Annotated in this window: 22 protein-coding genes; 9 read left to right on the top strand and 13 right to left on the bottom strand. The window is 63.5% G+C overall.

Features of this window, described 5'->3' with window-relative positions; translation table 11 throughout:
• The first annotated feature begins 17 nt into the window (after positions 1-17).
• From I7X09_RS19350 to I7X09_RS19320, 7 genes are all read left to right on the top strand, one after another.
• The gene (locus I7X09_RS19350; protein ID WP_200313309.1) at positions 18-1748 is read left to right on the top strand and encodes a nitrite/sulfite reductase; all 1731 of its coding nucleotides are present in this window, start codon (positions 18-20) and stop codon (positions 1746-1748) included.
• Positions 1745-2458 (top strand): phosphoadenylyl-sulfate reductase, encoded by a 714-nt coding sequence (locus tag I7X09_RS19345; protein ID WP_042924073.1) that lies wholly within the window; start codon positions 1745-1747, stop codon positions 2456-2458. The genes I7X09_RS19350 and I7X09_RS19345 overlap by 4 nt, the downstream gene beginning before the upstream one ends.
• Positions 2455-3390: a sulfate adenylyltransferase subunit CysD gene (gene cysD, locus I7X09_RS19340; protein ID WP_020908199.1), complete on the top strand. Its 936-nt coding sequence runs from the start codon at positions 2455-2457 to the stop codon at positions 3388-3390. Before I7X09_RS19345 ends, cysD begins: the two co-directional genes overlap by 4 nt.
• The gene (locus I7X09_RS19335; protein ID WP_095969758.1) at positions 3390-4676 is read left to right on the top strand and encodes a sulfate adenylyltransferase subunit 1; all 1287 of its coding nucleotides are present in this window, start codon (positions 3390-3392) and stop codon (positions 4674-4676) included. The genes cysD and I7X09_RS19335 overlap by 1 nt, the downstream gene beginning before the upstream one ends.
• 4 nt (positions 4677-4680) lie before the next feature.
• The gene (locus I7X09_RS19330) at positions 4681-5436 is read left to right on the top strand and encodes a sirohydrochlorin chelatase (RefSeq protein WP_095969757.1); all 756 of its coding nucleotides are present in this window, start codon (positions 4681-4683) and stop codon (positions 5434-5436) included.
• Between the two features lie 94 nt (positions 5437-5530).
• Positions 5531-6307, top strand: a complete 777-nt coding sequence (locus I7X09_RS19325) for a DUF998 domain-containing protein (protein ID WP_200313308.1) — start codon at positions 5531-5533, stop codon at positions 6305-6307.
• A 55-nt stretch (positions 6308-6362) separates the two neighbouring features.
• Positions 6363-7259, top strand: a complete 897-nt coding sequence (locus I7X09_RS19320; RefSeq protein WP_095969755.1) for a universal stress protein — start codon at positions 6363-6365, stop codon at positions 7257-7259.
• Positions 7260-7384: 125 nt separating this feature from the next.
• Here the strand turns inward: I7X09_RS19320 and I7X09_RS19315 are convergent, their stop codons facing one another.
• From I7X09_RS19315 to I7X09_RS19295, 6 genes are all read right to left on the bottom strand, one after another.
• Positions 7385-8434, bottom strand: coding sequence for a sulfate/molybdate ABC transporter ATP-binding protein (locus I7X09_RS19315; RefSeq protein ID WP_007731046.1), 1050 nt, complete (start codon positions 8432-8434; stop codon positions 7385-7387).
• Entirely contained in the window at positions 8431-9237 is an 807-nt protein-coding gene (gene cysW, locus I7X09_RS19310) for a sulfate ABC transporter permease subunit CysW (protein WP_003944503.1), read from the bottom strand. The genes I7X09_RS19315 and cysW overlap by 4 nt, the downstream gene beginning before the upstream one ends.
• Positions 9234-10082 carry a sulfate ABC transporter permease subunit CysT gene (gene cysT / locus I7X09_RS19305; protein ID WP_200313307.1) on the bottom strand — a complete coding sequence of 283 codons (849 nt, stop codon included), beginning with the start codon at positions 10080-10082 and terminating at the stop codon, positions 9234-9236. Before cysT ends, cysW begins: the two co-directional genes overlap by 4 nt.
• 7 nt (positions 10083-10089) lie before the next feature.
• The gene (locus I7X09_RS19300; RefSeq protein ID WP_003944569.1) at positions 10090-11121 is read right to left on the bottom strand and encodes a sulfate ABC transporter substrate-binding protein; all 1032 of its coding nucleotides are present in this window, start codon (positions 11119-11121) and stop codon (positions 10090-10092) included.
• A gap of 197 nt (positions 11122-11318) precedes the next feature.
• A complete protein-coding gene (locus I7X09_RS29685) occupies positions 11319-11408 on the bottom strand; it encodes an Ms4533A family Cys-rich leader peptide (RefSeq protein ID WP_309599318.1) in 90 nt (29 codons plus the stop codon).
• A gap of 123 nt (positions 11409-11531) precedes the next feature.
• Positions 11532-11738: a hypothetical protein gene (locus tag I7X09_RS19295; protein ID WP_095969753.1), complete on the bottom strand. Its 207-nt coding sequence runs from the start codon at positions 11736-11738 to the stop codon at positions 11532-11534.
• Between the two features lie 82 nt (positions 11739-11820).
• Between I7X09_RS19295 and I7X09_RS19290 the strand changes: the two genes are divergently transcribed.
• A complete protein-coding gene (locus tag I7X09_RS19290; RefSeq protein WP_003944557.1) occupies positions 11821-13779 on the top strand; it encodes a glycoside hydrolase family 15 protein in 1959 nt (652 codons plus the stop codon).
• 56 nt (positions 13780-13835) lie between these two features.
• Here the strand turns inward: I7X09_RS19290 and I7X09_RS19285 are convergent, their stop codons facing one another.
• From I7X09_RS19285 to lepA, 3 genes are all read right to left on the bottom strand, one after another.
• Entirely contained in the window at positions 13836-14816 is a 981-nt protein-coding gene (locus I7X09_RS19285; protein WP_234036964.1) for an ABC transporter substrate-binding protein, read from the bottom strand.
• 80 nt (positions 14817-14896) lie between these two features.
• On the bottom strand, positions 14897-15826 hold the full coding sequence (locus I7X09_RS19280) for an NAD(P)H-dependent flavin oxidoreductase (RefSeq protein ID WP_200313305.1): 930 nt from the start codon (positions 15824-15826) through the stop codon (positions 14897-14899).
• A gap of 6 nt (positions 15827-15832) precedes the next feature.
• On the bottom strand, positions 15833-17725 hold the full coding sequence (gene lepA, locus I7X09_RS19275) for a translation elongation factor 4 (RefSeq protein ID WP_003944564.1): 1893 nt from the start codon (positions 17723-17725) through the stop codon (positions 15833-15835).
• Positions 17726-17797: 72 nt separating this feature from the next.
• Between lepA and I7X09_RS19270 the strand changes: the two genes are divergently transcribed.
• Positions 17798-18331: a type II toxin-antitoxin system PemK/MazF family toxin gene (locus I7X09_RS19270; protein ID WP_030536620.1), complete on the top strand. Its 534-nt coding sequence runs from the start codon at positions 17798-17800 to the stop codon at positions 18329-18331.
• 30 nt (positions 18332-18361) lie between these two features.
• On the opposite strand, the gene I7X09_RS19265 is transcribed toward I7X09_RS19270, so the two are convergent.
• From I7X09_RS19265 to I7X09_RS19250, 4 genes are read right to left on the bottom strand one after another with little or no spacing between them, the layout of a single operon-like run.
• On the bottom strand, positions 18362-19135 hold the full coding sequence (locus I7X09_RS19265; RefSeq protein ID WP_042952240.1) for an aquaporin: 774 nt from the start codon (positions 19133-19135) through the stop codon (positions 18362-18364).
• 59 nt (positions 19136-19194) lie between these two features.
• Entirely contained in the window at positions 19195-20025 is an 831-nt protein-coding gene (locus I7X09_RS19260) for a transglutaminase family protein (RefSeq protein WP_200317929.1), read from the bottom strand.
• Positions 20026-20033: 8 nt separating this feature from the next.
• On the bottom strand, positions 20034-21005 hold the full coding sequence (locus tag I7X09_RS19255) for an alpha-E domain-containing protein (protein ID WP_095969748.1): 972 nt from the start codon (positions 21003-21005) through the stop codon (positions 20034-20036).
• 56 nt (positions 21006-21061) lie between these two features.
• A complete protein-coding gene (locus I7X09_RS19250; RefSeq protein ID WP_166811456.1) occupies positions 21062-22687 on the bottom strand; it encodes a circularly permuted type 2 ATP-grasp protein in 1626 nt (541 codons plus the stop codon).
• Positions 22688-22713: the final 26 nt, after the last annotated feature.

The following is a 22713-nucleotide window of genomic DNA, read 5'->3' as shown; positions in this document are numbered from 1 at the left end:
GATCCAGGAGTTCATCGATGACGTCGACCACCGACGCCGCCACACCCGCCGATTCGGCAGCACCCGCCGAAGCCCGGCCTGCACGCGCTGCGCGTCCCGCCAAGCGTCGCGCCGAAGGTCAGTGGGCCCTCGGTTACCGCGAGCCGCTCAACGCCAACGAGCAGGCCAAGAAGGACGACAACCCGCTCAACGTTCGGGCCCGCATCGAGAACATCTACTCCAAGCAGGGCTTCGACAGCATCGACAAGAGCGACCTTCGCGGCCGCTTCCGCTGGTGGGGTCTCTACACCCAGCGCGAAGAAGGCTACGACGGCACCTTCACCGGCGACGAGAACATCGACCTGCTCGAGGCCAAATACTTCATGATGCGCGTGCGTTGCGACGCCGGCGCTCTCAACGTCGAGCAGCTGCGCACCATCGCCGGCATCTCGAAGGAATTCGGCCGGAACACCGCCGACCTGTCCGACCGCGAAAACGTCCAGTTCCACTGGATCGAGGTCGAGAACGTCCCGGAGATCTGGAAGCGCCTCGAAGCCGTCGGACTCAAGACCACCGAAGCGTGCGGTGACTGCCCCCGCGTCGTCCTCGGTTCTCCCCTGGCCGGCGAATCGCTCGACGAGGTCCTCGATCCCACCCCGGCGATCGACGAGATCGTGCGCCGCTACATCGGCGACCCCAAGTACTCCAACCTGCCGCGCAAGTTCAAGACCGCCATCTCCGGTCAGCAGGACGTCGTTCACGAGATCAACGACATTGCCTTCATCGGCGTGAACCACCCCGAGCACGGCCCGGGCCTCGACCTCTGGGTCGGCGGCGGACTGTCCACCAACCCGATGCTGGCGCAGCGCGTCGGCGCCTGGATTCCGCTCGACGAGGTCCCCGATGTCTGGGAAGGTGTCGTCTCGATCTTCCGTGACTACGGCTACCGTCGTCTGCGCGCGAAGGCAAGGCTCAAATTTCTCATCAAGGACTGGGGGATCGAGAAGTTCCGCGAGGTTCTCGAGACCGAGTACCTGAAGCGCCCGCTCATCGACGGCCCCGCGCCGGAGAAGCCCAAGCGCCCGATCGATCACGTCGGCATCCAGAAGACCCGCAACGGCCACAACGCAGTCGGTTTCGCTCCGATCGCCGGCCGCGTCTCGGGAGACATCCTGGCTCAGGTCGCCGACGCCGCCGAGAAGGCCGGCAGCGACCGGATCCGCTTCACGCCGTACCAGAAGCTGATCATCCTCGACGTCGCAGACGAGACGCTCGAGCCGCTCATCGCCGATCTCGACGCGCTGGGCCTTCCCGCCCGTCCGTCGCACTGGCGCAAGAACCTGATGGCCTGCTCCGGCATCGAGTTCTGCAAGCTCTCGTTCGCCGAGACCCGCAAGCGTTCGCAGGTGCTCGTGCCCGAACTCGAGCAGCGTCTCGCCGACATCAACAGCCAGCTCGACGTGCCGATCACCATCAACATCAACGGTTGCCCCAACTCCTGCGCTCGCTCGCAGATCGCCGACATCGGCTTCAAGGGCCAGCTCGTCGACGACGGTGAGGGGAATCAAGTCGAGGGTTTCCAGGTTCATCTGGGAGGCAGCCTCGGATTCGACAGCGCCTTCGGACGCAAGCTGCGCCAGCACAAGGTCACCAGCGTCGAGATGGGTGACTACATCGACCGCGTCGTACGTCAGTTCGTGAAGAACCGCAACGAAGGTGAACGGTTCGCCGAATGGGCAGTGCGCGCAGACGAAGGAGATTTGCGATGACAGTGGACATTTCGCGAGCAACTGCCGACGAGCTTCGGTCCATCGCCGAGCGCGGTGCCGTGGAACTCGACGGCGCCAGCGCACAGGAACTGTTGCAGTGGACCGAGGACACGTTCGGTGACTCTTACATTGTTGCGTCGAACATGCAGGATGGGGTGCTGGTTCACCTTGCCGCACAAGTTCATCCGGGCGTCGACGTACTCTTCCTCGACACCGGCTACCACTTCCCCGAGACCATCGGCACGCGTGACGCGGTCGAGCAGGTCTACGGCGTCAACGTCATCAATGCACGCGCGCTGGCGAGCGTTGCCGAGCAGGATGTCGCCGAGGGCAAGGATCTGTTCGCCCGTGATCCCAACCGCTGCTGCGCATTGCGCAAGGTCGCGCCCCTCAAGCAGACACTGTCCGGCTACAGCGCGTGGGTGACCGGCATCCGCCGCGTCGAAGCGCCCACCCGCGCCAACGCTCCCCTGATCTCCTTCGACGAGGCCTTCGGACTCGTGAAGATCAACCCGATCGCTCCGTGGTCGGACGAGGAGATGCAGAACTACATCGACACCAATTCCATCCTCGTCAATCCTCTTGTCGACGAGGGCTATCCGTCCATCGGCTGCGCACCCTGCACCAGCAAGCCAGCCCCCGGCAGCGATCCGCGTAGCGGTCGTTGGGCCGGTGCCTCCAAGACAGAATGCGGGTTGCACGCATCATGACAGTTGACTTGACACTTTCACGTCCTCAGCTCGACGGCACACAGTTCGATACTCTCGACGCCCTCGAGTCCGAAGCGATCCACATCTTCCGAGAGGTGGCCGGCGAGTTCGAACGCCCGGTCATTCTCTTCTCGGGCGGTAAGGACTCCACCGTGCTGCTGCATCTGGCGATCAAGGCCTTCTGGCCTGCGCCGCTGCCGTTCACCCTGCTGCACGTCGATACCGGCCACAACCTGCAGGAAGTTCTCGACTTCCGCGACCACGTCGTGGCGAAGTACAACCTGCGCCTGCACGTGGCGAGCGTCGAGGAGTACATCGCGGACGGTCGCCTCACCGAGCGCCCCGACGGTATTCGCAACCCGCTGCAGACCGTTCCGTTGCTGGACGCGATTTCCGAGAACCGCTTCGACGCCGTCTTCGGTGGTGCTCGCCGCGACGAGGAGCGCGCCCGCGCCAAGGAGCGGATCTTCTCGCTGCGCAACGCTTTCGGCCAGTGGGACCCCAAGAAGCAGCGCCCGGAACTGTGGAACCTCTACAACGGTCGCCACTCCCCCGGCGAGCAGGTGCGCGTCTTCCCGCTCAGCAACTTCACGGAGCTGGACATCTGGCGTTACATCGCTCGCGACAACGTCGAACTCGCCAGCATCTACTACGCCCACCAGCGTCCGGTGTACCAGCGCGACGGCATGTGGATGACCCCCGGAGTCTGGGGTGGTCCGGCTGACGGCGAAGAGCTGCAGACCCTTTCGGTGCGTTACCGCACCGTCGGCGACGGTTCGACCACCGGTGCTGTTCTCTCCGATGCGGCTGACAACGAAGCGATTCTCGCCGAGGTTGCAGCATCACGTTTGACCGAGCGCGGCGCGACCCGTGGCGACGACCGAGTTTCCGAAGCGGCCATGGAAGACCGCAAGCGAGAGGGCTACTTCTGATGAGCGATCTGCTCAGACTGGCAACTGCCGGCAGTGTCGACGACGGAAAGTCCACCCTCGTGGGCCGCCTGTTGTACGACACGAAATCCGTTCTCGCCGACCAGATCGACGCCGTGACCCGTGCGTCGGTGGACCGCGGTCTCGACACCCCTGACCTCTCACTGCTGGTGGACGGTCTGCGCGCCGAGCGTGAGCAGGGCATCACCATCGACGTGGCGTACCGCTACTTCGCGACCCCCAAGCGCACCTTCGTGCTGGCCGATACACCGGGCCACGTGCAGTACACCCGCAACACGGTGTCCGGTGCCTCGACGGCTCAGCTCGTGATCCTGCTGGTCGATGCCCGCAAGGGTGTCATCGCGCAGACTCGTAGGCACGCAGCGGTTCTGGCGTTGCTCGGTGTCCCGAAGCTCGTCCTCGCCGTGAACAAGATCGACCTCGTCGAGAACCCGGAAGAGGTCTTCACCTCGATCTCCGCCGAGTTCAACGAACTCACCAGCTCACTGGGCTGGGCAAGCGAAGACGTCGTCGAGATCCCGGTGTCGGCACTGCACGGTGACAACGTCGCCATCCGCTCCGACAAGACCCCGTACTACACCGGCCCCACGCTGATCGAGCACCTCGAGTCGATTCCGGTCGACGCCGAGCCGCATCGCGTCGGCCTGCGCTTCCCGGTGCAGTACGTGATCCGCCCCCGCACCGCCGAGTTCCTCGACTACCGGGGATACGCCGGTCAGGTCGCTGCCGGTTCCGTCGTACCCGGCGACGAAGTGGTGATCCTGCCCTCGGGTACGCGCACCACCGTTACTCGTATCGACACGGCCGACGGTGAACTGGACGTCGCCCACGCCGGGCGCAGTGTCACACTGATCCTGGCCGACGACGTCGACGTATCCCGCGGCGACACCATCGCCTCACCGTCTGACGCACCCGAGCCGATCGGCGAATTCGACGCCACCGTCTGCTGGCTGGCCGAGAAGCCGCTGCGCCCCGGTGCACGCTTGCTGCTCAAGCACGGCACGCGCACGACGCAGGCCATCGTCGGCAGCTTGGTGGAGCGATTCAACGAGCAGGATCTCACCACGGATCAGGGCCCGGAAACGCTCGAGCTCAACGAGATCGGCAAGATCTCGATCCGGGTGGCCGAGCCGATCGTGGCCGACGACTACGCCGTCAATCGCCACACCGGCAGCTTCCTGCTGATCGATCCCGCCGGTGGAAACACTCTCGCCGCAGGCCTCGTCGGCGACGTCATTTCCGCTGTCGAATTGGGCGAGCGCGTCTAAGACGATGGTTCCGCTCATTGCTGTTGCTCACGGCAGCCGTGATCCCCGTTCTGCTCGGGTGATCACGGCTGCCGTAGCGGCTCTTCGTGAAGCCCGGCCAGACCTCGATGTCCGGCTGGCGTTTCTCGATCTCAATGCACCGTCCATCGATCAGGTCCTGGACGGAGTTGCACACGACGGCCATACTCACGCCGTTGTTGTTCCGATGCTGCTGGGCAACGCCTTCCATGCTCGGGTAGATCTGCCGGGGCTCTTGGCCGCTGCCGCGGTGCGCCACCCCCAACTGACCGTGTTCCAAGCAGACGTACTGGGTCGCGATGCTCGGCTGATCGAAGCGGTGCGCGAGCGAATTCTCGAAGCAGGTGCACGGCCGGATGATCCGTCGGTCGGTGTCGCTCTCGCGGCAGTCGGCTCGTCCGACGCGCGCGCCAATGCCGCGACCTCAGAATTGGCCTCCACGCTTCTGACCGGAACCAACTGGTCGGGTGTTCGAATCTGTTTCGCCACGTCTGCGGAACCGACAGTTGCCCAGGCGATCTCCGCTCTCGAGCAGGACGGCGCAGAACGCGTTGTCGTCGCACCGTGGTTCTTGGCTCCCGGCCTGCTGACCGATCGACTCAGCGCTGCCGCAGCAACGGCGTGTCCGCGCGCGCGTTTCGCCGACACGATCGGTGGGCACTCTCTACTGATCGAAACGATGATCGACCGTTACCGACAAGTCGCTGATGCACTACCCGACCGTCTGGTCCGCTCCGCCTGATCCGGTTTCACAGGCCGTTATCAGATTGTTACCGTAGTGTTGGATCTGTCCAGCCCGCGAAGGTACCTCCTTCGCCTGCGAAACAGATCTTTGGGTGCAATCCCCTCAGAGCGCCGCGAGAGGGAACACCATCACTCACAATCTTCGCCTCGGCACAGCCGGCATCGCATGGGTCCTGTCGGTGCTTTACCTGCTTGTCGAAATCTTCACGGCCGGAGCCTGGAAGACGCCGTACAGCTTCGCGCGTGACTCCATCAGTTCACTGGGTGTGACGACATGCAGCGTGGATTCGTGTTCGCCGATGCACGACGTCATGAACGCGGCTTTCATGATCCTCGGTGCGCTCACCATCCTCGGTGCGGCCTTGCTACACAAGTACATTCCGGACGGTCGTGCGAAAAAGTGGATTCTCGGTCTTGCCGTCGTCGTTGCATTGAGCACCGCGGCTACCGGACTCTTCCCGGCCAACGACGGGACCTTCGTTCACTGGACCGCAGTACTTCCGGGCTTCGTCGCCCGTCATGCCGTACTCGTACTCATGGCAATTCAGTTCTGGAAGCACAGCAAGTGGATCGCAGTGTGGTCAGGACTGTGCGCAGCAACCGGAATCGTCGGCGCCGTACTGCTTCTCGGACGAACCCTCACCTTCGGCTTGGGTGAACGCCTGACGCTGTACCCACTACCGATGTGGATGGCTGTCACCGGCGTCGCAGCTCTGCTCGCGTTGATGCGCCGAACCGTGTTGAAGAACGTGGAACTGACACTGCCTGGTAACGGATTCATCACCGCTCTGTTGTCGTTGCGCCCGCGTCGATCTCGCGCAGCGGTACCTACCGACGTTCTCGCCACACGGGAGCTGACCAGTTTGTAGCGAACCTGGGGTGAGCAGGGACACACTGGTAGGGAGGCGACGCGAGGAGACTTCCATGACCAGTGCATCTGTTCGACACGGAATCGTGGCCGGTATCGACGGCTCGGCAAGCGCGGTCAATGCCGCGAGGTGGGCAGCATCGGCTGCAAAGAGATTCGACGAACCACTGCGGCTGACCCACGTGCTGCCAGGACAACCCGAGTCCGGTGGCGGTACCAACGTCACCGACGAAGAGATGTTCGACCACCACCTTCGCGTCGAGGGTGCCAAACTTCTCGACGAGGCCGAGGACGCCATCCGCGATGACCACACCGACGTCACCATCGAACGCGGCCTCGTGACCGGCACTCCCGCAACCACACTCGTCGAGCTGTCGAAATCCGCCCGCATCGTTGCGCTGGGTCAGGCGGGTACGAGCGAGATGCAATCGGTGTTTCTCGGGTCCGACACCATTCGGGTGGTCAACCGGGCACACTGTCCCGTGGCTGTCTTCCGCGGCAACGGTGATCACGCGACAGCCGACACCAGGCCCATCGTCGTCGGCGTCGACGGAAGCAAGCTCAGTGAACTAGCCGTGGCACACGCTTTCGAGTTTGCCGCGTTCCTCGGCGCACCGTTGGTTGCGGTCCACACGTGGAACGAGCACGCCTCGCTGGGCGGGTATTCCGAAGCCAGGCGCTTCGTGGACTGGGGGCCGTACGAGCAGCACGAGCACGCTCTGTTGTCCGAGTGCCTCGCCGGGTGGACGGAGAAGTACCCCGACGTCGACGTCACCCGCAGTGTCCAACGCAGCGGACCGATGAAAGCGCTGCTCGAGCATTCGGCGGAGGCGCAACTCGTAGTCGTCGGCAGCCATGGCCGCAGCCCGTTCATGGCGTCGATCGTCGGATCGACCAGTCAGAGCCTGATCCACCACGCCCAGTGCCCGGTCCTCGTCTGCCGCGAGGGCTGAACTCTTTCGCTGTTTCCCGACCCCCGGTTTCTGAGCGAACGGCACGTTCGGCGCCATCAGGAGACCGAAAGTGCCGTTCGCTCAGCTATGGGTGGGGGTAGAACTGGGCAATCAGGGCGAGCGGGTCATACCTGGCCGACGACACTCACCGTGACCGGCTCCTGCACCGGCGTCGACACCGGAGTCTCCGGCAGATCCGGCACCCGGGTTGCCCGGGCGTACACCGTCTCCCCCGCCTCGAGGTGCAGCGCTGCACTGTCACCGCGCGTGACCTGAGCCGAGAAGAGCTCGCCCGTTGCCTCGTTGCGCAGGTCCACTCGAACCTCGAAGCCGAGGTAGACGACGCGCTCGACGGTGGCGCGTGTGACGCCCAGGGACTCGGCCGTTCCGGACTCCTGAGCGAGAGCCATGCTCGGATCGCGGCCGAGGCGGATGTCGTGCGGACGAACCAGCTGCCCGTTGAGCTTCGCGACGGATCCGAGGAAGGACATCACGAAGTCGTTCGACGGGCGGTCGTACAGGTCGGCTGGTTCGCCGATCTGCTCGATCCGACCCTTGTTCAGCACCGCGATACGGTCTGCCACGTCGAGAGCCTCCTCCTGGTCGTGGGTGACCAGAACGGTGGTGACGTGCACCTCGTCGTGCAGACGACGCAACCAGGTGCGCAGGTCGGCACGAACCTTCGCGTCGAGCGCGCCGAAGGGCTCGTCGAGCAGAAGTACCTGCGGGTCGACAGCCAGAGCGCGCGCCAACGCCATGCGCTGACGCTGACCACCGGACAGCTGCGCCGGGTACCGATGCTGAAAGCCGTCGAGGCCGACGATCCCCAGTAGTTCGTTGACCTTCTTCTCGATCTCCGGCTTCGGGCGCTTGCGGATCTTGAGCCCGAACGCCACGTTGTCCCGCACCGTCATGTGCTTGAACGCCGCGTAGTGCTGGAACACGAAACCGATGTCTCGCTTCTGCGGCGAGACGCCGGTGACGTCCTTGCCTGCGATGGTGATGGTTCCCGAATCGAGTTCTTCGAGCCCTGCGATCGAACGCAGCAACGTCGACTTTCCCGACCCACTGGGCCCGAGCAATGCCGTCAACGAACCCGAGGGAATGTTGACCGTCACGTCGTCGAGCGCCGCGAAATCACCGTAGTTCTTGCGGGCCCCGGTCACTGTGATCATGTGGTGCTCCTCTTACGGTCCAGCAGCGTCATCAGCAACAGGACAATGATGGCGATGCCCATCAGCAGCGTTGCCGCCGAATACGCACCAAAGGTGTTGTGGTCGTCGATGTATCGCGAATGCACCAGCAATGTCAGTGTCTGGGATACCCCGGGGAAGCCGGAAGAGACCATGATGACTGCGCCGAATTCACCGAGCGAACGCGCCACCGTCAACACGATTCCGTATGTCAGGCCCCAGCGGATCGCGGGCAAGGTGATCCGCCAGAACGTCTGCCAGCCCGAGGCACCGAGCGTCGCGGCAGCTTGTTCCTGCTCGTCGCCGATCTCGTGAAGTACGGGTTCGACTTCCCGGACGACGAAGGGCAGCGTCACGAAAATCGTCGCGATCACCATGCCGGGCAAACCGAAGATGACCTTGAACCCCAACGATTCGATGCCGCCGAACCAACCGTTGGCACCCCACAGAAGGATCAACGACACACCGACGACGACGGGCGAGACTGCGAAGGGCAGGTCGACCACCGACTGCAGTACGCCCCGCCCCGGGAAACGCCCACGCACGAGCGCCAGAGCCGTGACCACACCGAACACGACGTTGATCGGGACCACGATCGCCACGATGATCAGCGAAAGATTCAGCGCGGAGATCGCTGCCGGCGTCGTGATCGATTCGAGGAACGGGCCGATTCCGTTTTCGAACGTTCGCGTCAGGATCACGCCGATCGGCACGACCAACAACACGAACAGGTAGACGAGAGCGATGGTCCGCAGACCGATTTTCGATCCTCTGGACACGTTCATCGGGAACTCTCCTCACGTCGCTGTCCCCGCGAAGCGAAGATTCGCAGGACGAACAGCGTCACGAATGCGATGGCCAGCAACGCTACCGAGACGGCGGCGGCGTTGGTAGGCCGATCGATCTCGATCTGCTGCTGAATGAACTGCGACGTCATCTGCGTCACGCGCGGAATGTTGCCGCCGATCAGGACGACCGAACCGTATTCACCGATCGCGCGGGCGAACGCGAGTCCCGCGCCGGAGATGACGGCAGGCGCCAGCGTCGGAAGGACGACCGAGCGGAAGATCGTCCAGTTGGAAGCGCCCAAGGACGCAGCTGCCTCCTCGACTTCGCGGTCGACCTCCATCAGCACCGGCTGCACCGAACGGACGACGAACGGCAAGGTCACGAAAGCCAGAGCCACGATCAGTCCGGGCTGGGTTGCGTTGAGGTGGATATCGATCGGCGACTGCGGTCCGTATAGGGACAGCAACACGATCGACGCCACGATCGTCGGCAGAGCGAACGGCAGATCGATCATCGAGTTGACGATGCGCTTGCCCGGAAACTCGTCCCGGACCAGGACCCACGCGATGATCGTGCCCATCACGACGTTGATCAGTGCCACGATGATCGAGACGAACAACGTCACGCGCAGCGACGCCAAAGCAACGGGTGCGGTGACGGCGTCCCAGAATCCGGAGATCCCCTCGTCGAACGCCGTGGCGGTCAACGCGGCGAGCGGAAGCAGAACGATCACGGAGAGCCACAGGGTGGTGACACCGATTCCGAGCGGCCCCACACTCCCCGTGACCCGCGCGAGTTTTCGCCGACGAGCCACGGGGGTGGGGTCGATAGTGTCAGTCACGTCAGTCTTACTTGGTCGCGTTGTCGTAGATCACTGCGATCGAACCGGTGTCCTTGGTGAACAGGGCACTGTCCACGGCCTTCCAGCCACCGAGGTCTGCGATCGTCCACAGCTTGGTCGGCTCGGGGAACTTGTCGGTGAACTTGGCAGCGACTGCGGGATCGACGGGACGGAATCCTGCCTCGGCCCAGAGCGTCTGGCCCTCGGTCGTGTACAGGTAGTCCTTGAACGCGGTCGCCTTGTCGAGGACCTTGCTGTTCGAGATCACGGCAACGGGGTTCTCGATCTTGAAGGTCGTGGGCGGGGTGACGTGCTCGACCGGGTCGCCGTTGCCTTCGATGAACAGTGCCTCGTTCTCGTAGCTGATCAGAACGTCACCGCTGCCCTGCAGGAAGGCTTCCGAAGCCTCGCGTCCCGACTTGGGCTGGATCTTGACATGATCGTTGACCAAGGCGGTGACGTAGTCGAGACCCGCCTGCGGGTTCTTGCCACCGTCACTCTTGGCGGCATAGGGCGCCAAGAGGTTCCACTTGGCCGAGCCGGAACTGAAGGGGTTCGGCGTGACGACCTCGAGGCCGGGTTGGAGCAGGTCGTCCCAGTCCTTGATGCCCTTCGGGTTGCCCGGACGAGTCACGATGGTGACTACCGATCCGAACGGAATTCCGTTGTAGGCGTCCTGGTTCCAGTTCTGATCGACCAGGCCGGCATCGACCAGACGGGTGATGTCGGGCTCGACGGAGAAGTTGACGAAGTCGGCCTCGGCGCCGTCCTTCACCTTGCGCGACTGGTCACCCGAGGCGCCGTACGAAGGATTGAAGTTGACGTTCTTGCCCTCGTCGGTGGCCTGGAAGGCTGCGGTGAGCTTGTCGAAGCCGGGCTTCGGCACGGCGTAGGCGAACAGGTTGATCGTGCCGGCGCTACCGTCGCTGGCGGCGCTGTCACCACCCACGGTGTCGCTCGAGCCACCACTGCACGCTGTGAGTACCACGGCCCCCATGGTCGCGATAGCAGTGAGAAGTGTGCGGGAACGGCGTTTCATTGCAGATACCTTCCTGAAAGGACTGACAAACGAGGGTTGAGCAAACGACAAGTCCGAGACCTCTGGGGCTGATTCCATCGGGACGTTCAGACATGGAGAGCCGACGGGCAAAGAGCCCTGAATCGGGGGGCGCGAGTTACACGCGGAGAAGTTCGAGTGGGGTGCGCAGCACCACCGGAGAGGTCGAACTCAGGAAATCAACAACAGGCGACGTCAGCGACGTCGAGCATGCCGACAGCAATCAACGCCAACTGGTGGCGGATTACGGGAGCTGTTGCTTCGGACACGCGGTGGACTTTAGCAGAGCACCGGCGACCGCTCTAATCGGGAGAACTAACGGGTGAGAAGCCACGCGACGATCACGAGGAGAATCAGGGCGATCAGGGCGAGAGTGACCCGTGAGCGGGGCATCAGCTTTCCTCTACTTCTCGAGAATTCCTACGCAACCAGCCGAAGAGCGGCAGAGCGAGCACGGCGGCCAACGCGCGATCCAGACCGATGGCCACCAGGCGGCACAGCGGAACGACGACGATCAGGACCAACGCGACCTGCGGGATGAACGGGAGCCCCGCCATCCACAGCTCGAAGCTGTCCCACCAATCCGCTATCCGTTCCACGCCAACACCCTATCCTTCGGGCGACGAGGTCCCGACAGCGTGTGGATTGGACGTGTGTCGATTCTGGCCGGATGATGGCCGAATGAGTGCTGACGACGAAGTGGTGCAGACGATTCCTCCCGCCTCCACGGGTCACCATCGAAGCAACTTTCCCCCGATCGACGACTACGCGTTTCTTTCCGATTGCGAAACCTCGTGCCTGATTGCCCGCAACGGATCTGTCGAGTGGATGTGCGTTCCCCGCCCGGACTCCCCCAGCGTGTTCGGTGCCATCCTCGACCGCAGCGCAGGCCATTTCCGTATCGGCCCTTACGGCCAGAACGTGCCCGCGGCAAGACGCTATCTCCCGGGTGGACTGATCCTCGAGACCACCTGGCAGACCGAGACCGGCTGGCTCGTCGTCCGTGACGCCCTGGTTCTCGGCCCGTGGCACAACGTCGACAAGCGATCGAACACCCACAAGCGCACACCGACGGACTGGGATGCCGAACACACCCTTCTCCGTACGGTCAAATGTGTCAGCGGCACCGTCGAACTCGAGATGAGCTGCGAGCCCGCGTTCGACTATCACCGCGGCACGGCGAATTGGGAGTACACCGGAAAGGTCTACGAAGAGGCGACGGCAACGTGTCGCTCCGCAAAGCCTGGAGACCATCCCACTCTGCGCTTGACCACCGACCTACGACTGGGTCTGGAAGGTCGTGAGGCAAGGGCCCGAACACGGCTGGTCGAAGGCGACAACGTCTACGTCGCGCTCTCGTGGTCGGATCTTCCCGCGCCGCAGACGTTCGACGAGGCCGCCGACAAGATGTGGCAGACATCCAAGTCGTGGCGTGAGTGGGTGACGATCGGCAAGTTCCCCGATCACCCGTGGCGCGGATACCTGCAGCGCAGTGCGCTCACGCTCAAGGGCCTCACCTACGCACCGACCGGAGCCCTCCTCGCAGCTTCGACGACCTCGCTACCGGAAACACCAGGCGGAGAACGTAACTGGGACTACCGCTACGCGTGGGTTCGCGACTCCACTTTTGCACTGTGGGGCCTCTACACACTCGGGTTGGACCGTGAGGCCAACGACTTCTTCAACTTCATCTACGACGTGTCGAGTTCGGACAACGGTCAGCCGCACCCCTTGCAGGTGATGTACGGGATCGGCGGCGAGCGCACGCTCGAGGAATCCGAACTCAACCATCTGTCCGGCTACGACGGCGCCCGTCCGGTGCGTATCGGCAACGGGGCGTTCGATCAACAGCAGCACGACATCTGGGGCACCATGCTCGACTCGGTGTACCTCCACATCCGTACCCGCGAGCGTGTCCCCGAAGCACTGTGGCCTCTGCTCAAGAAGCAGGTCGAGGAAGCGATCAAGCACTGGCGCCAACCCGACCGCGGGATCTGGGAGGTGCGCGGTGAACCGCAGCACTTCACGTCGTCGAAGATCATGTGTTGGGTTGCACTCGATCGCGGTGCCAAGCTCGCAGAGATGCAGGGCGAGAAGAGCTTTGCGCAGCAATGGACGGCCATCGCGGACGAGATCAAGGCCGATATCCTTGCGCACGGAGTCGACTCGCGTGGAGTTCTGACGCAGCGCTACGGACACGATTCACTCGACGCGTCGCTCCTGTTGGCACCGCTGCTGCGCTTCCTGCCGGCCGACGACCCGCGTATCCGGGCGACAGTGCTGGCGATCGCCGACGAGCTCACCGAGGAGGGGCTGGTCCTGCGCTATCGCGTCGACACCACCGACGACGGATTGAGCGGCGAGGAGGGCACGTTCACCATCTGTTCCTTCTGGCTCGTCTCCGCCCTCGTCGAGATCGGCGAGCTGGATCGGGCAAAGCATCTCTGCGAGCGCCTGCTCGGGTTCGCGAGCCCGCTCAAGCTGTACGCGGAGGAGATCGACGCCCATACCGGTCGTCATCTGGGTAACTTCCCGCAGGCGTTCACACACCTGGCGCTGATCAACGCCGTGGTCCACGTGATCCGTGCCGAGGAAGCTGCCGAGGCCGGAGCTTTCCAGCCCGCGCACAACGCAACCTAGACCCCTGCTGTGCGCCTTTATTAACCGCCCGCGGTTAATAAAGGCGCACAGCGGGTCTAGCCGGCGACCGCTTCGAGCTGCGGCGTGATCGATTCGAGTGAGTACTTCACCGACAGCGACGACGGAGTGTTCAGCCCGGCAACAGTCGGATAGTCCACGATGGCCAGACCGCCGCTCTTGACTGCGGGGAGGTCAGCGAACCCCGGCAACTTCATCATGTCGTCCAGCGTTCCGCCGTTCGGCAGCAGCACCACTACATCGGCACTCAGCGCGTCGACTCGTTCCGGGCTGAGCATCAGTCGTCCACCGGTGACGCCGGCCTCTTCGACCAGCTTGGGCGGCAACGACATTCCCAGGCGCGTGAACAGTCCCGATGCACCGTCCTTGGGATCGGCGACGATAACCAACTGCGACGTCGGGAAGACGTACTGCGACAAAAGAGCGGTCTTACCCTTCAGCCCGGGAAGTCGCTGTGCGAGCGCGTCGATCTGCCCGTTTGTCGCCTCGACGATCTCGTCGGCTCGCGACTCCTTGTCGAGAACTCGACCGAGAATCTCCACCTGGTCCTGCCACGGATCGACCTGGACCTCGGACAGACCCGCAATTGTCGGAGCGATCTTGCTCAACTGATCAAAATCGTCCTGATCGGCGACGGAGAACCCGCCGAGAATCAGATCGGGATCCAAGGCTGCAATTTCTTCGGCTTTGAGCGGGACACCGAACTGCTGGATCGCCGAGCGATCGAGTTCCTTCGCCGACGCGTCCACGCCGCTTTCCCACGGGAACAGGCCACGCTCGTCGCCCATCGGTCCGGCGGACAGGTAACCCACCGGCTGGATTCCCAGCTCGAGCAGAGCGTCGAGCCACTGGGTGTCGGCCGCGACGATGCGCGTCGGCGTCCCGGTGATCGTGGTGGCGCCGAACTTGTGATCGATCGTGGTGACCCGACCGTCCGCGATCTCGTCGGCGTCCGAAGACGAACAACCGCTGATACCCACGACCAGTGCTCCCAAGAGCGCCACTGCCGAGAACTTCATCGCACGCACGAAAATACTCCTCCACTAGTTAGTAGAGGCTTACCTTCTCATATGGGACCCGGCCGTGTCCGACCTTGCTTTCAGGCAAAACGAGCGAGCAGACGCTCCGCATCGGCGCCGATGCGTCGAACCACGTCTCCGGCAGGATGGGCTCCGTGCACGAGTCCGACTGCTTCTCCGGCATAGACGACTCCACTGTGCGGGTCCGACGGGTCGTACGCCTGTGCCAGCGTTTCGTCGTCGGCGTCGACTCCGTCCCAGGCTGCGGTGAACTCGTTGGCCACAGCACGGCCACCCCACTGCGAGGGCCACGGCTGACTGCGAGCACGGTCGAAAACGGAGGTGTAGACGGTGTCCGCACTTCCGGCTTCGACGACGCGGTCGCGGGCATATCCCGGGCCGACCGTCTCCGGACTGGCGAGCAGCGCCGTTCCGATCATCACGCCGTCGCCGCCGGCAGCCAGAACCGCGGCCAAACCGCGGCCGGTCCCGATTCCACCGGCTGCCAGAACCGGAAGTGACGTCGCTTCGAGGATCTCCTGCAGCAGCGGCAAGGTTCCGATCCGGCCGGTGTGGCCGCCTGCCTCACCGCCCTGTGCGATCACCGCGTCGACACCTGCGGCCTCGACGATGCGAAGGTCCTCGAGCGTATTAATCTGGGACACAACGGGAATGCCCGCCTCGTGGATACGTCCGACATACGCGGCGGGATCACCGAACGACAAGGTGATCATGGTCGGCTCGACGGCAATTGCCGCATCGAGCATCAACTCGTTCTCGGGCAGCGACCACGTCATCAGGCCGACGCCGAATTTTCCGGCGGCGGTCCGAGCGACTTCGGCTTCCGCTTCGATCCACTCCGGCGTGTTGTACCGGGCCGCGCCCAGCAGACCCAAACCGCCGGCCGCCGACACGGCTCCGGCGAGCGCGCCACCCGCGCGGCCACCCATGGGTGCCCCGAGAACGGGGATATCGATTCCGAACTCTCGGGACAACCAGGTGGTGACCATGCGCTCCTACTTCTTGGGCTTCTCGCCGACCGATTCCGACGTCAGGGCTGCGACGAATGCTTCCTGAGGCACCTCGACGCGTCCGATGGTCTTCATGCGCTTCTTGCCTTCCTTCTGCTTCTCGAGCAGCTTGCGCTTACGGCTGATGTCGCCGCCGTAGCACTTAGCAAGAACGTCCTTGCGAATCGCGCGAATGTTCTCGCGCGAGATGATCTTGGCGCCGATCGCGGCCTGGATGGGAACCTCGAACTGCTGGCGCGGGATCAGCTCACGCAGCTTCGACGTCATGCGTCCGCCGTAAGCACCGGCGTTGGAGCGGTGCACGATCGACGAGAACGCGTCGACGGCCTCGCCCTGCAGAAGGATGTCGACCTTCACGAGGTCAGCCTGCTGCTCACCGGCCTCCTCGTAATCGAGGCTGGCGTATCCCTTGGTGCGGGACTTGAGGGCGTCGAAGAAGTCGAACATGATCTCGCCCATGGGCAGTTCGTAGCGCAGTTCGACGCGAGTCTCGGAGAGGTAGTCCATACCGCCGAGCTCACCGCGACGGGACTGGCACAGCTCCATGATGGCGCCGACGTACTCGCTCGGCGCGATGACGGTGCACTTGGCGACGGGCTCGTAGACCTCGCGAACCTTGCCTTCCGGCCAGTACGACGGGTTGGTGACGATGACCTCGGCCCCGTCCTCCATCACGACGCGGTAGACGACGTTGGGTGCAGTGGAAATCAGTTCGAGGCCGAACTCGCGCTCGAGGCGGTCGCGGGTGATCTCCATGTGCAGCAGGCCGAGGAAGCCGCAGCGGAAGCCGAATCCGAGGGCAACCGACGTCTCGGGCTCGTACGCCAGGGCCGCGTCGTTGAGACGGAGCTTGTCGAGAGCGTCACGCAGAACCGGGTAGTCCGAGCCGTCCATCGGGTAGAGGCCGGAGTAGACCATCGGCTTGGGGTCGCGGTAGCCGACCAGCGGTTCGGTCGCGCCGTTGCGGGTTGTGGTGACGGTGTCACCGACGCGCGACTGGCGGACGTCCTTCACACCCGTGATGAGGTAGCCCACCTCGCCGACGCCCAGACCGATACTGGCCTTCGGCTCGGGCGAGATGATGCCGACCTCGAGCAGTTCGTGTGTGGTGCCCGTGGACATCATCGTGATCTTCTCGCGGGGACGGATCCGACCGTCGACCACACGCACGTAGGTGACCACGCCGCGGTACGCGTCGTAGACGGAGTCGAAGATCATCGCGCGAGCGGGACCGTCAGCGTCGCCGACGGGCGCGGGCACCTGCTTGATGACCTCGTCGAGCAGTTCCTTGACGCCCATGCCGGTCTTGCCCGAGACGCGCAGGACATCGCCGGGCTCGCAGCCCGTGATGTGCGCGATCTCTTCGGCATAGCGGTCGGGATCCGCGGCCGGGAGGTCGATCTTGTTGAGGACGGGAATGATCTTGAGATCCTTCTCCATCGCCAGGTAGAGGTTGGCCAGCGTCTGAGCCTCGATGCCCTGAGCAGCGTCGACCAGCAGAATTGCGCCCTCACACGCTTCGAGCGCACGGGAGACCTCGTACGTGAAGTCGACGTGGCCGGGAGTGTCGATGAGGTGGAGGACGAACTCTTCGCCGTCGACGGTCCAGGGCAGACGAACGTTCTGGGCCTTGATGGTGATGCCGCGTTCACGCTCGATGTCCATTCGGTCCAGGTACTGCGCACGCATCGCCCGCTCTTCGACCACACCAGTGAGCTGAAGCATGCGATCTGCCAGCGTCGACTTACCGTGATCGATGTGCGCGATGATGCAGAAGTTCCGGATCTGCGCAGGATCCGTGAACGTCTTGTCGGCGAAGCTGCTGATGGGAGACCCCTTAGTCGGACCGGCACCGGCCCGGATCCGGGCCACTGTCAACCCTCAGGATATCCAAGTCTCGGCGCCGCCGTACCAGGGGTTCCCACGGGCGGGTGATTATGCTCGAACGCTATGGCAAGCATGTGGAAGCAGATCGGCAGAACCCTCGGCGCCCTCGCGGTGGAGAAGGGGCCTGCACTGCTGCGCCAGTTGCAGTCGTCCACGTCTCAGTCGTCTGCCTCGAAGCCGGGTCCGTCGGGCCGCCCGATCGCCGCGCGGACGTCTCCGACCGCGCATCGCGCCCGCAAGGTGGAGTACTCCCCCGACCTCGACGGCAAGGCCGATCCCGGCGAGATCGTCTGGACCTGGGTTGCCTACGAAGAGGATCCGACCCAGGGCAAAGACCGTCCGGTGCTGGTCGTCGGCCGCGACGGCGACACGCTGCTCGGTTTGATGTTGTCTTCACAGAGCAAGCGCGAGGGTGAACGTGACTGGCTCGCAATCGGTTCGGGCCCGTGGGACGGCGAAGGCCGGCCAAGCTGGGTTCGGCTCGACCGAGTGCTCGATGTTCCCGAGAGCGGGATACGCCGGGAGGGCGCCGTCATGGATCACAAGAAGTTCGACGCGGTCGCGGCAAAACTTCGGGCCGACTTCAGCTGGAGCTGAAGCCGACCCGAAGGATGGAAGCAGTCTCGATCAGCTGTCCATACGGTTGAACCGTCCGAAGAGTGCTCGATAGATGAGTGCACCGAGTGCGCCGCCGATCAGCGGGAACACGATGAACAACCACACCTGACCCAGTGCGCCGTCCTGGAACGGCGCGACAGCGAGGCTTCGAGCGGGGTTGACGGAGGTGTTGTCGATCGGGATCGAGATCAGGTGGATCACGGCCAGGGTGAAGCCGATGGACACTCCGGCAAGCGGTACGTCCGAGATCTGATCGGTCGACGCGAGAACGACGAAGACGAGCAGAGCGGTCAGGAGAATCTCGATGATCATGGCGGCACCGATGCCGTAACCGTCGGAAACCACCTGTCCGAGAAGATTCTTCTCGGCCGAAGGACTGTGCGCGCCCCAACCGTTTGCGCCCAGTCCGTCTGCGGCACGGTTGTACGCCGGGAGACTGTTCGCAACCGTGTAGATCACGACGCCGGCGACCAAGCCGCCGATCACCTGCGCGACAACGTAAATCGCCGCATTGACGGCCGAGATGCGCCCGATCACGAATTGGCCGAGAGTCACTGCCGGGTTGACGTGGCAACCGGAAATCGGTCCGATCGCATATACGAGGAACAGCAGGGTCAAGCCGAATGCGAAGGCAACTCCGAGATTGCCGACTTTCGCTCCTGCGAAGACGGCAGTTCCGACTGCGGAGAACACGAGCACAAATGTTCCCACCGCTTCGGCCGCATACTTCTTCACATCCGAGATCGGTTCGATCTCAGTCAATTCCTGTGCAGTTGGAGACATATTCCCACCTTCTTCTCATCGAACGGTAGTAATGCTCACGCGCCTAGATTTGCCGGACTTTACGCAAGCCTGGTGATCTCCACAACAACTTCGAGATCTGTGGAGCGACCGCCGGAAAAGATTCCCTTCAAAGGTGGCACATCCGAATAGTCCCTTCCTATTCCCACCGAGACGTGCTGTTCATTCACAGCTATCGCATTGGTCGGGTCGTATCCCCACCACGCGCCGGTCCACGCCTCGATCCACGCGTGCGATTCCCCGACCACCGTGTCCCCGACTGCCGCATCACGTTTGGGGTGGAGATAGCCGGAAACATAACGACACGGTATGCCCATCGTTCGAAGCAATACCAAGGTCAGATGCGCATAGTCCTGGCAGACACCTTTCCTGGCCGACCAGGCCTCGACCGCCGACGTGTGCACTCCGGTCGTACCCGGAACATATGACATTTCGCCGTAAACCCATTGCGACGCAGCGACTACTGCATCTTCAGGTGATTTATCTTTGCGCAATTCTTTGGCAATTGTCGCCAGCTTCCGATCACGCGGAACATATCTCGTGAAACTCAGTTGCTCGTTGAATCGATCTTTAATCGCTTCACCCGACAATTCATCCCAGCCGACGGTTTCCTCGGGTTGAACGAACGGTTCCGTCTCCACTACCGACAGTCCGGTCACTTCCAGCTCCGTGTGCGGTGCGTGCAAGTCGAACGCGGTCACCGCGGTACCCCAGTAATCGGTGTACCTGTAGGACCGCGTTGCCGGTTGCGTTTCGACGCGCGTGAGAATCACCGTCTGCCTGGTGTCACCGCGAGGCGTCAAACGCGCTTCGTTGTACGACGACGTCACCGGGGCGTCGTACGCATATCCCGTGGTGTGCACGACCCTCATTCGCCAGCTCACAGCTCTCCCTCCACCGTCGAATCCGCATACGCGGCGCCGGCATCCGTCCATGCGACCCACGGCGCAGCGTGGAAGTACTGCAATGCAATTGCCTCACCCAGTTCGCGGCAGGTTTCCTGCCAACCGAGCAATCGCCCCTGCAGATCCTCGAGCAACACGCCCTGCGGCAGAAACTCCAGCTCGCTGCGCGCGCGGCCGAGAAGCCGCGGCGCCTCAGCCCGGATTCCGACACGACTGCCCGGCTGGGGGTCTAGTTCCTGCAGGCACTTCTCGGCCTGCCTGATCGAGTGGAACACCGAGCGCGGAAAGAGCCTGTCCAACAAGATGAACTCGACCACCCGATTGGCGTCGAGCGCTCCGCGATACGTACGCAGATATGTGTCGTGCGCACCCGCCGAGCGCAGCACACTGACCCACGCCGGCGAGGACGGGCGGTCACCGGCGCGCGCCAGGAGCATCCGCACGATCATGTCGACACGTTCGATCGACCTGCCAAGCAGAAGGAACCGATAACCGTCGTCGCGGCTGAGCGTGGAATCCGCCAGGCCCGCGAACATCGCTGCGCGTTCCTCCACGTAGCGGAAGAACTCGTGCGGCCCCAGCCTGCGCGACGCGCGTTCACGCTCGGCCAGTCCGTTGTACGTGGTGTTCAGGCACTCCCACATCTCACTCGACGTCACCTCACGCGCTCCGCGCGCGTTCTCCCGCGCACTTGCCAGCGAGTCCACGATCGAACCAACCTGATTGCGGCTGAACGCAACCAGATCGGTGAGCGAGCGTACGTCGAGCTTCTCCTCCGGCGCTTCGATGCCGAGGACACGCAGGAGCAGACGCGACGTGCGGTCCGGGTCGACGGTGGCGTCGTCGAGCAGTTGGTGGACGGCGACGTCGAGGATTCGAGCGGTGTCGTCGGCGCGCTCGACGTAGCGGCCGATCCAGTAGAGGGACTCTGCGTTGCGAGCAAGCATCGGTCACCACGCTCCGTTCGCTGATAGTTCTTGGTAGCTGGGCACTTCTGAGGTGTTCACTGCTGTTGCTGCTGTTGTTGTTGAGATGTGCTCAGTTCGGGGCCCTGCACCGGTTCCGCGGATTCCGGGGGCTCGGACACCAGTTCCTCACCGGAGAGCTCAGGATCCTCGTCGGAGGTGCGGCTTGCGAGCACCCACGTGTCCTTGCTTCCGCCGCCCTGGCTCGAGTTGACCACCAGCGAACCTTCCGGAAGCGCCACCCGGGTCAGGCCGCCGGGCAACACCCACACGTCCTCACCGTCGTTGACCGCGAAGGGTCGCAAGTCCACGTGTCGCGGCGAGAGAACGTCGTCGATCTTGGTCGGCACCGTGGACAACTGCACGAGAGGCTGCGCGATCCACCCGCGCGGGTCTGCCTTGATCTTGCGGGTGATCGCAGCCAGTTCCTTGGGGCTCGCGTCGGGCCCGAAGACGATTCCGTAGCCGCCAGACCCTTCCACCGGCTTGATGACGAGTTCGGAGACGCGGTCGAGGACCTGCTCGCACTCCTCGTCCAACCAACAGCGGAATGTGTCGACGTTCTGCAAGAGCGGCTTCTCGCCGAGGTAGTAGTCGATGATCTGCGGAACGTAGGTATAGACGAGTTTGTCGTCACCGACTCCGTTGCCGACGGCGCTCGAGATCACCACGTTGCCCGCTCGGGCCGCATTCAGCAGGCCGGCGACGCCGAGAATCGAATCCGGACGGAAGTGCATCGGGTCGAGATACTCGTCGTCGATGCGGCGATAGATGACGTCTACCTGGCGCTCGCCCTCCGTCGTGCGCATATAGACCATGTTGTCGCGGCAGAACAGGTCGCGACCTTCGACGAGTTCCACGCCCATCTGACGAGCGAGCAACGAGTGCTCGAAGTAGGCGGAGTTGGCGATACCCGGTGTGAGAACAACCACTGTCGGGTCCGCTTCGTTGAGTGCAGCACCCGCACGCAGCGCCCTGAGCAAGTGTGTTGCGTAATCACCGACCGCCCTCACCTTGTGGGACATGAACAGATCCGGGAACACCCGAGTCATCGTGCGACGGTTCTCCATCACGTAGGAGACGCCGGACGGAGATCGCAGGTTGTCCTCGAGAACTCGGAACTCTCCGGCCTCGTCTCGGACCAGGTCGATACCCGCGACGTGGATACGCACACCGTTGGGCGGAACGATGCCCGCCGCTTCACGATGGAAGTGCTCACACGAGGTGACCAGGCGGCGAGGCAGGACGTGATCGCGCAGGATTCGCTGCTCGCCGTAGATGTCCGCAAGGAACAGCTCGAGTGCCTTCACACGCTGCTTGATGCCCTTTTCCAGGCGCGACCACTCCTGCGCGGCAATGACGCGTGGCACCAGATCCAACGGAAAGGGTCGTTCCTGCCCGGACAGCGAGAACGTCACGCCCTGATCGATGAATGCGCGTCCGAGCGCGTCTGCGCGCGCGGCGAGGTCGGCGCTGCTCGTCGGCGCCAGGGCTTTGTACACGCCCTTGTACGGAGCACGCACCGAGCCGTCGGGCTCGAACATCTCGTCGAAAGCCAACTCGTAGCGACCGATGTCTGAATATCCGTCGAACACTGCAGCAGGACGCGCTCGGGTGGTGGTCGAACCTGTTTTACTCGAACTTTTCGAAGGCGGCGGCGTCATAGGGCAACATGCTGCTACAAGTGGGG

The sequence above is a fragment of the Rhodococcus sp. P-2 genome, from assembly GCF_016598535.1.
Taxonomy (GTDB): domain Bacteria; phylum Actinomycetota; class Actinomycetes; order Mycobacteriales; family Mycobacteriaceae; genus Rhodococcus_F; species Rhodococcus_F baikonurensis.
The sequence above is the reverse complement of the archived record's forward strand: the minus strand, read 5'-3'. Positions and strand labels throughout refer to the sequence as shown.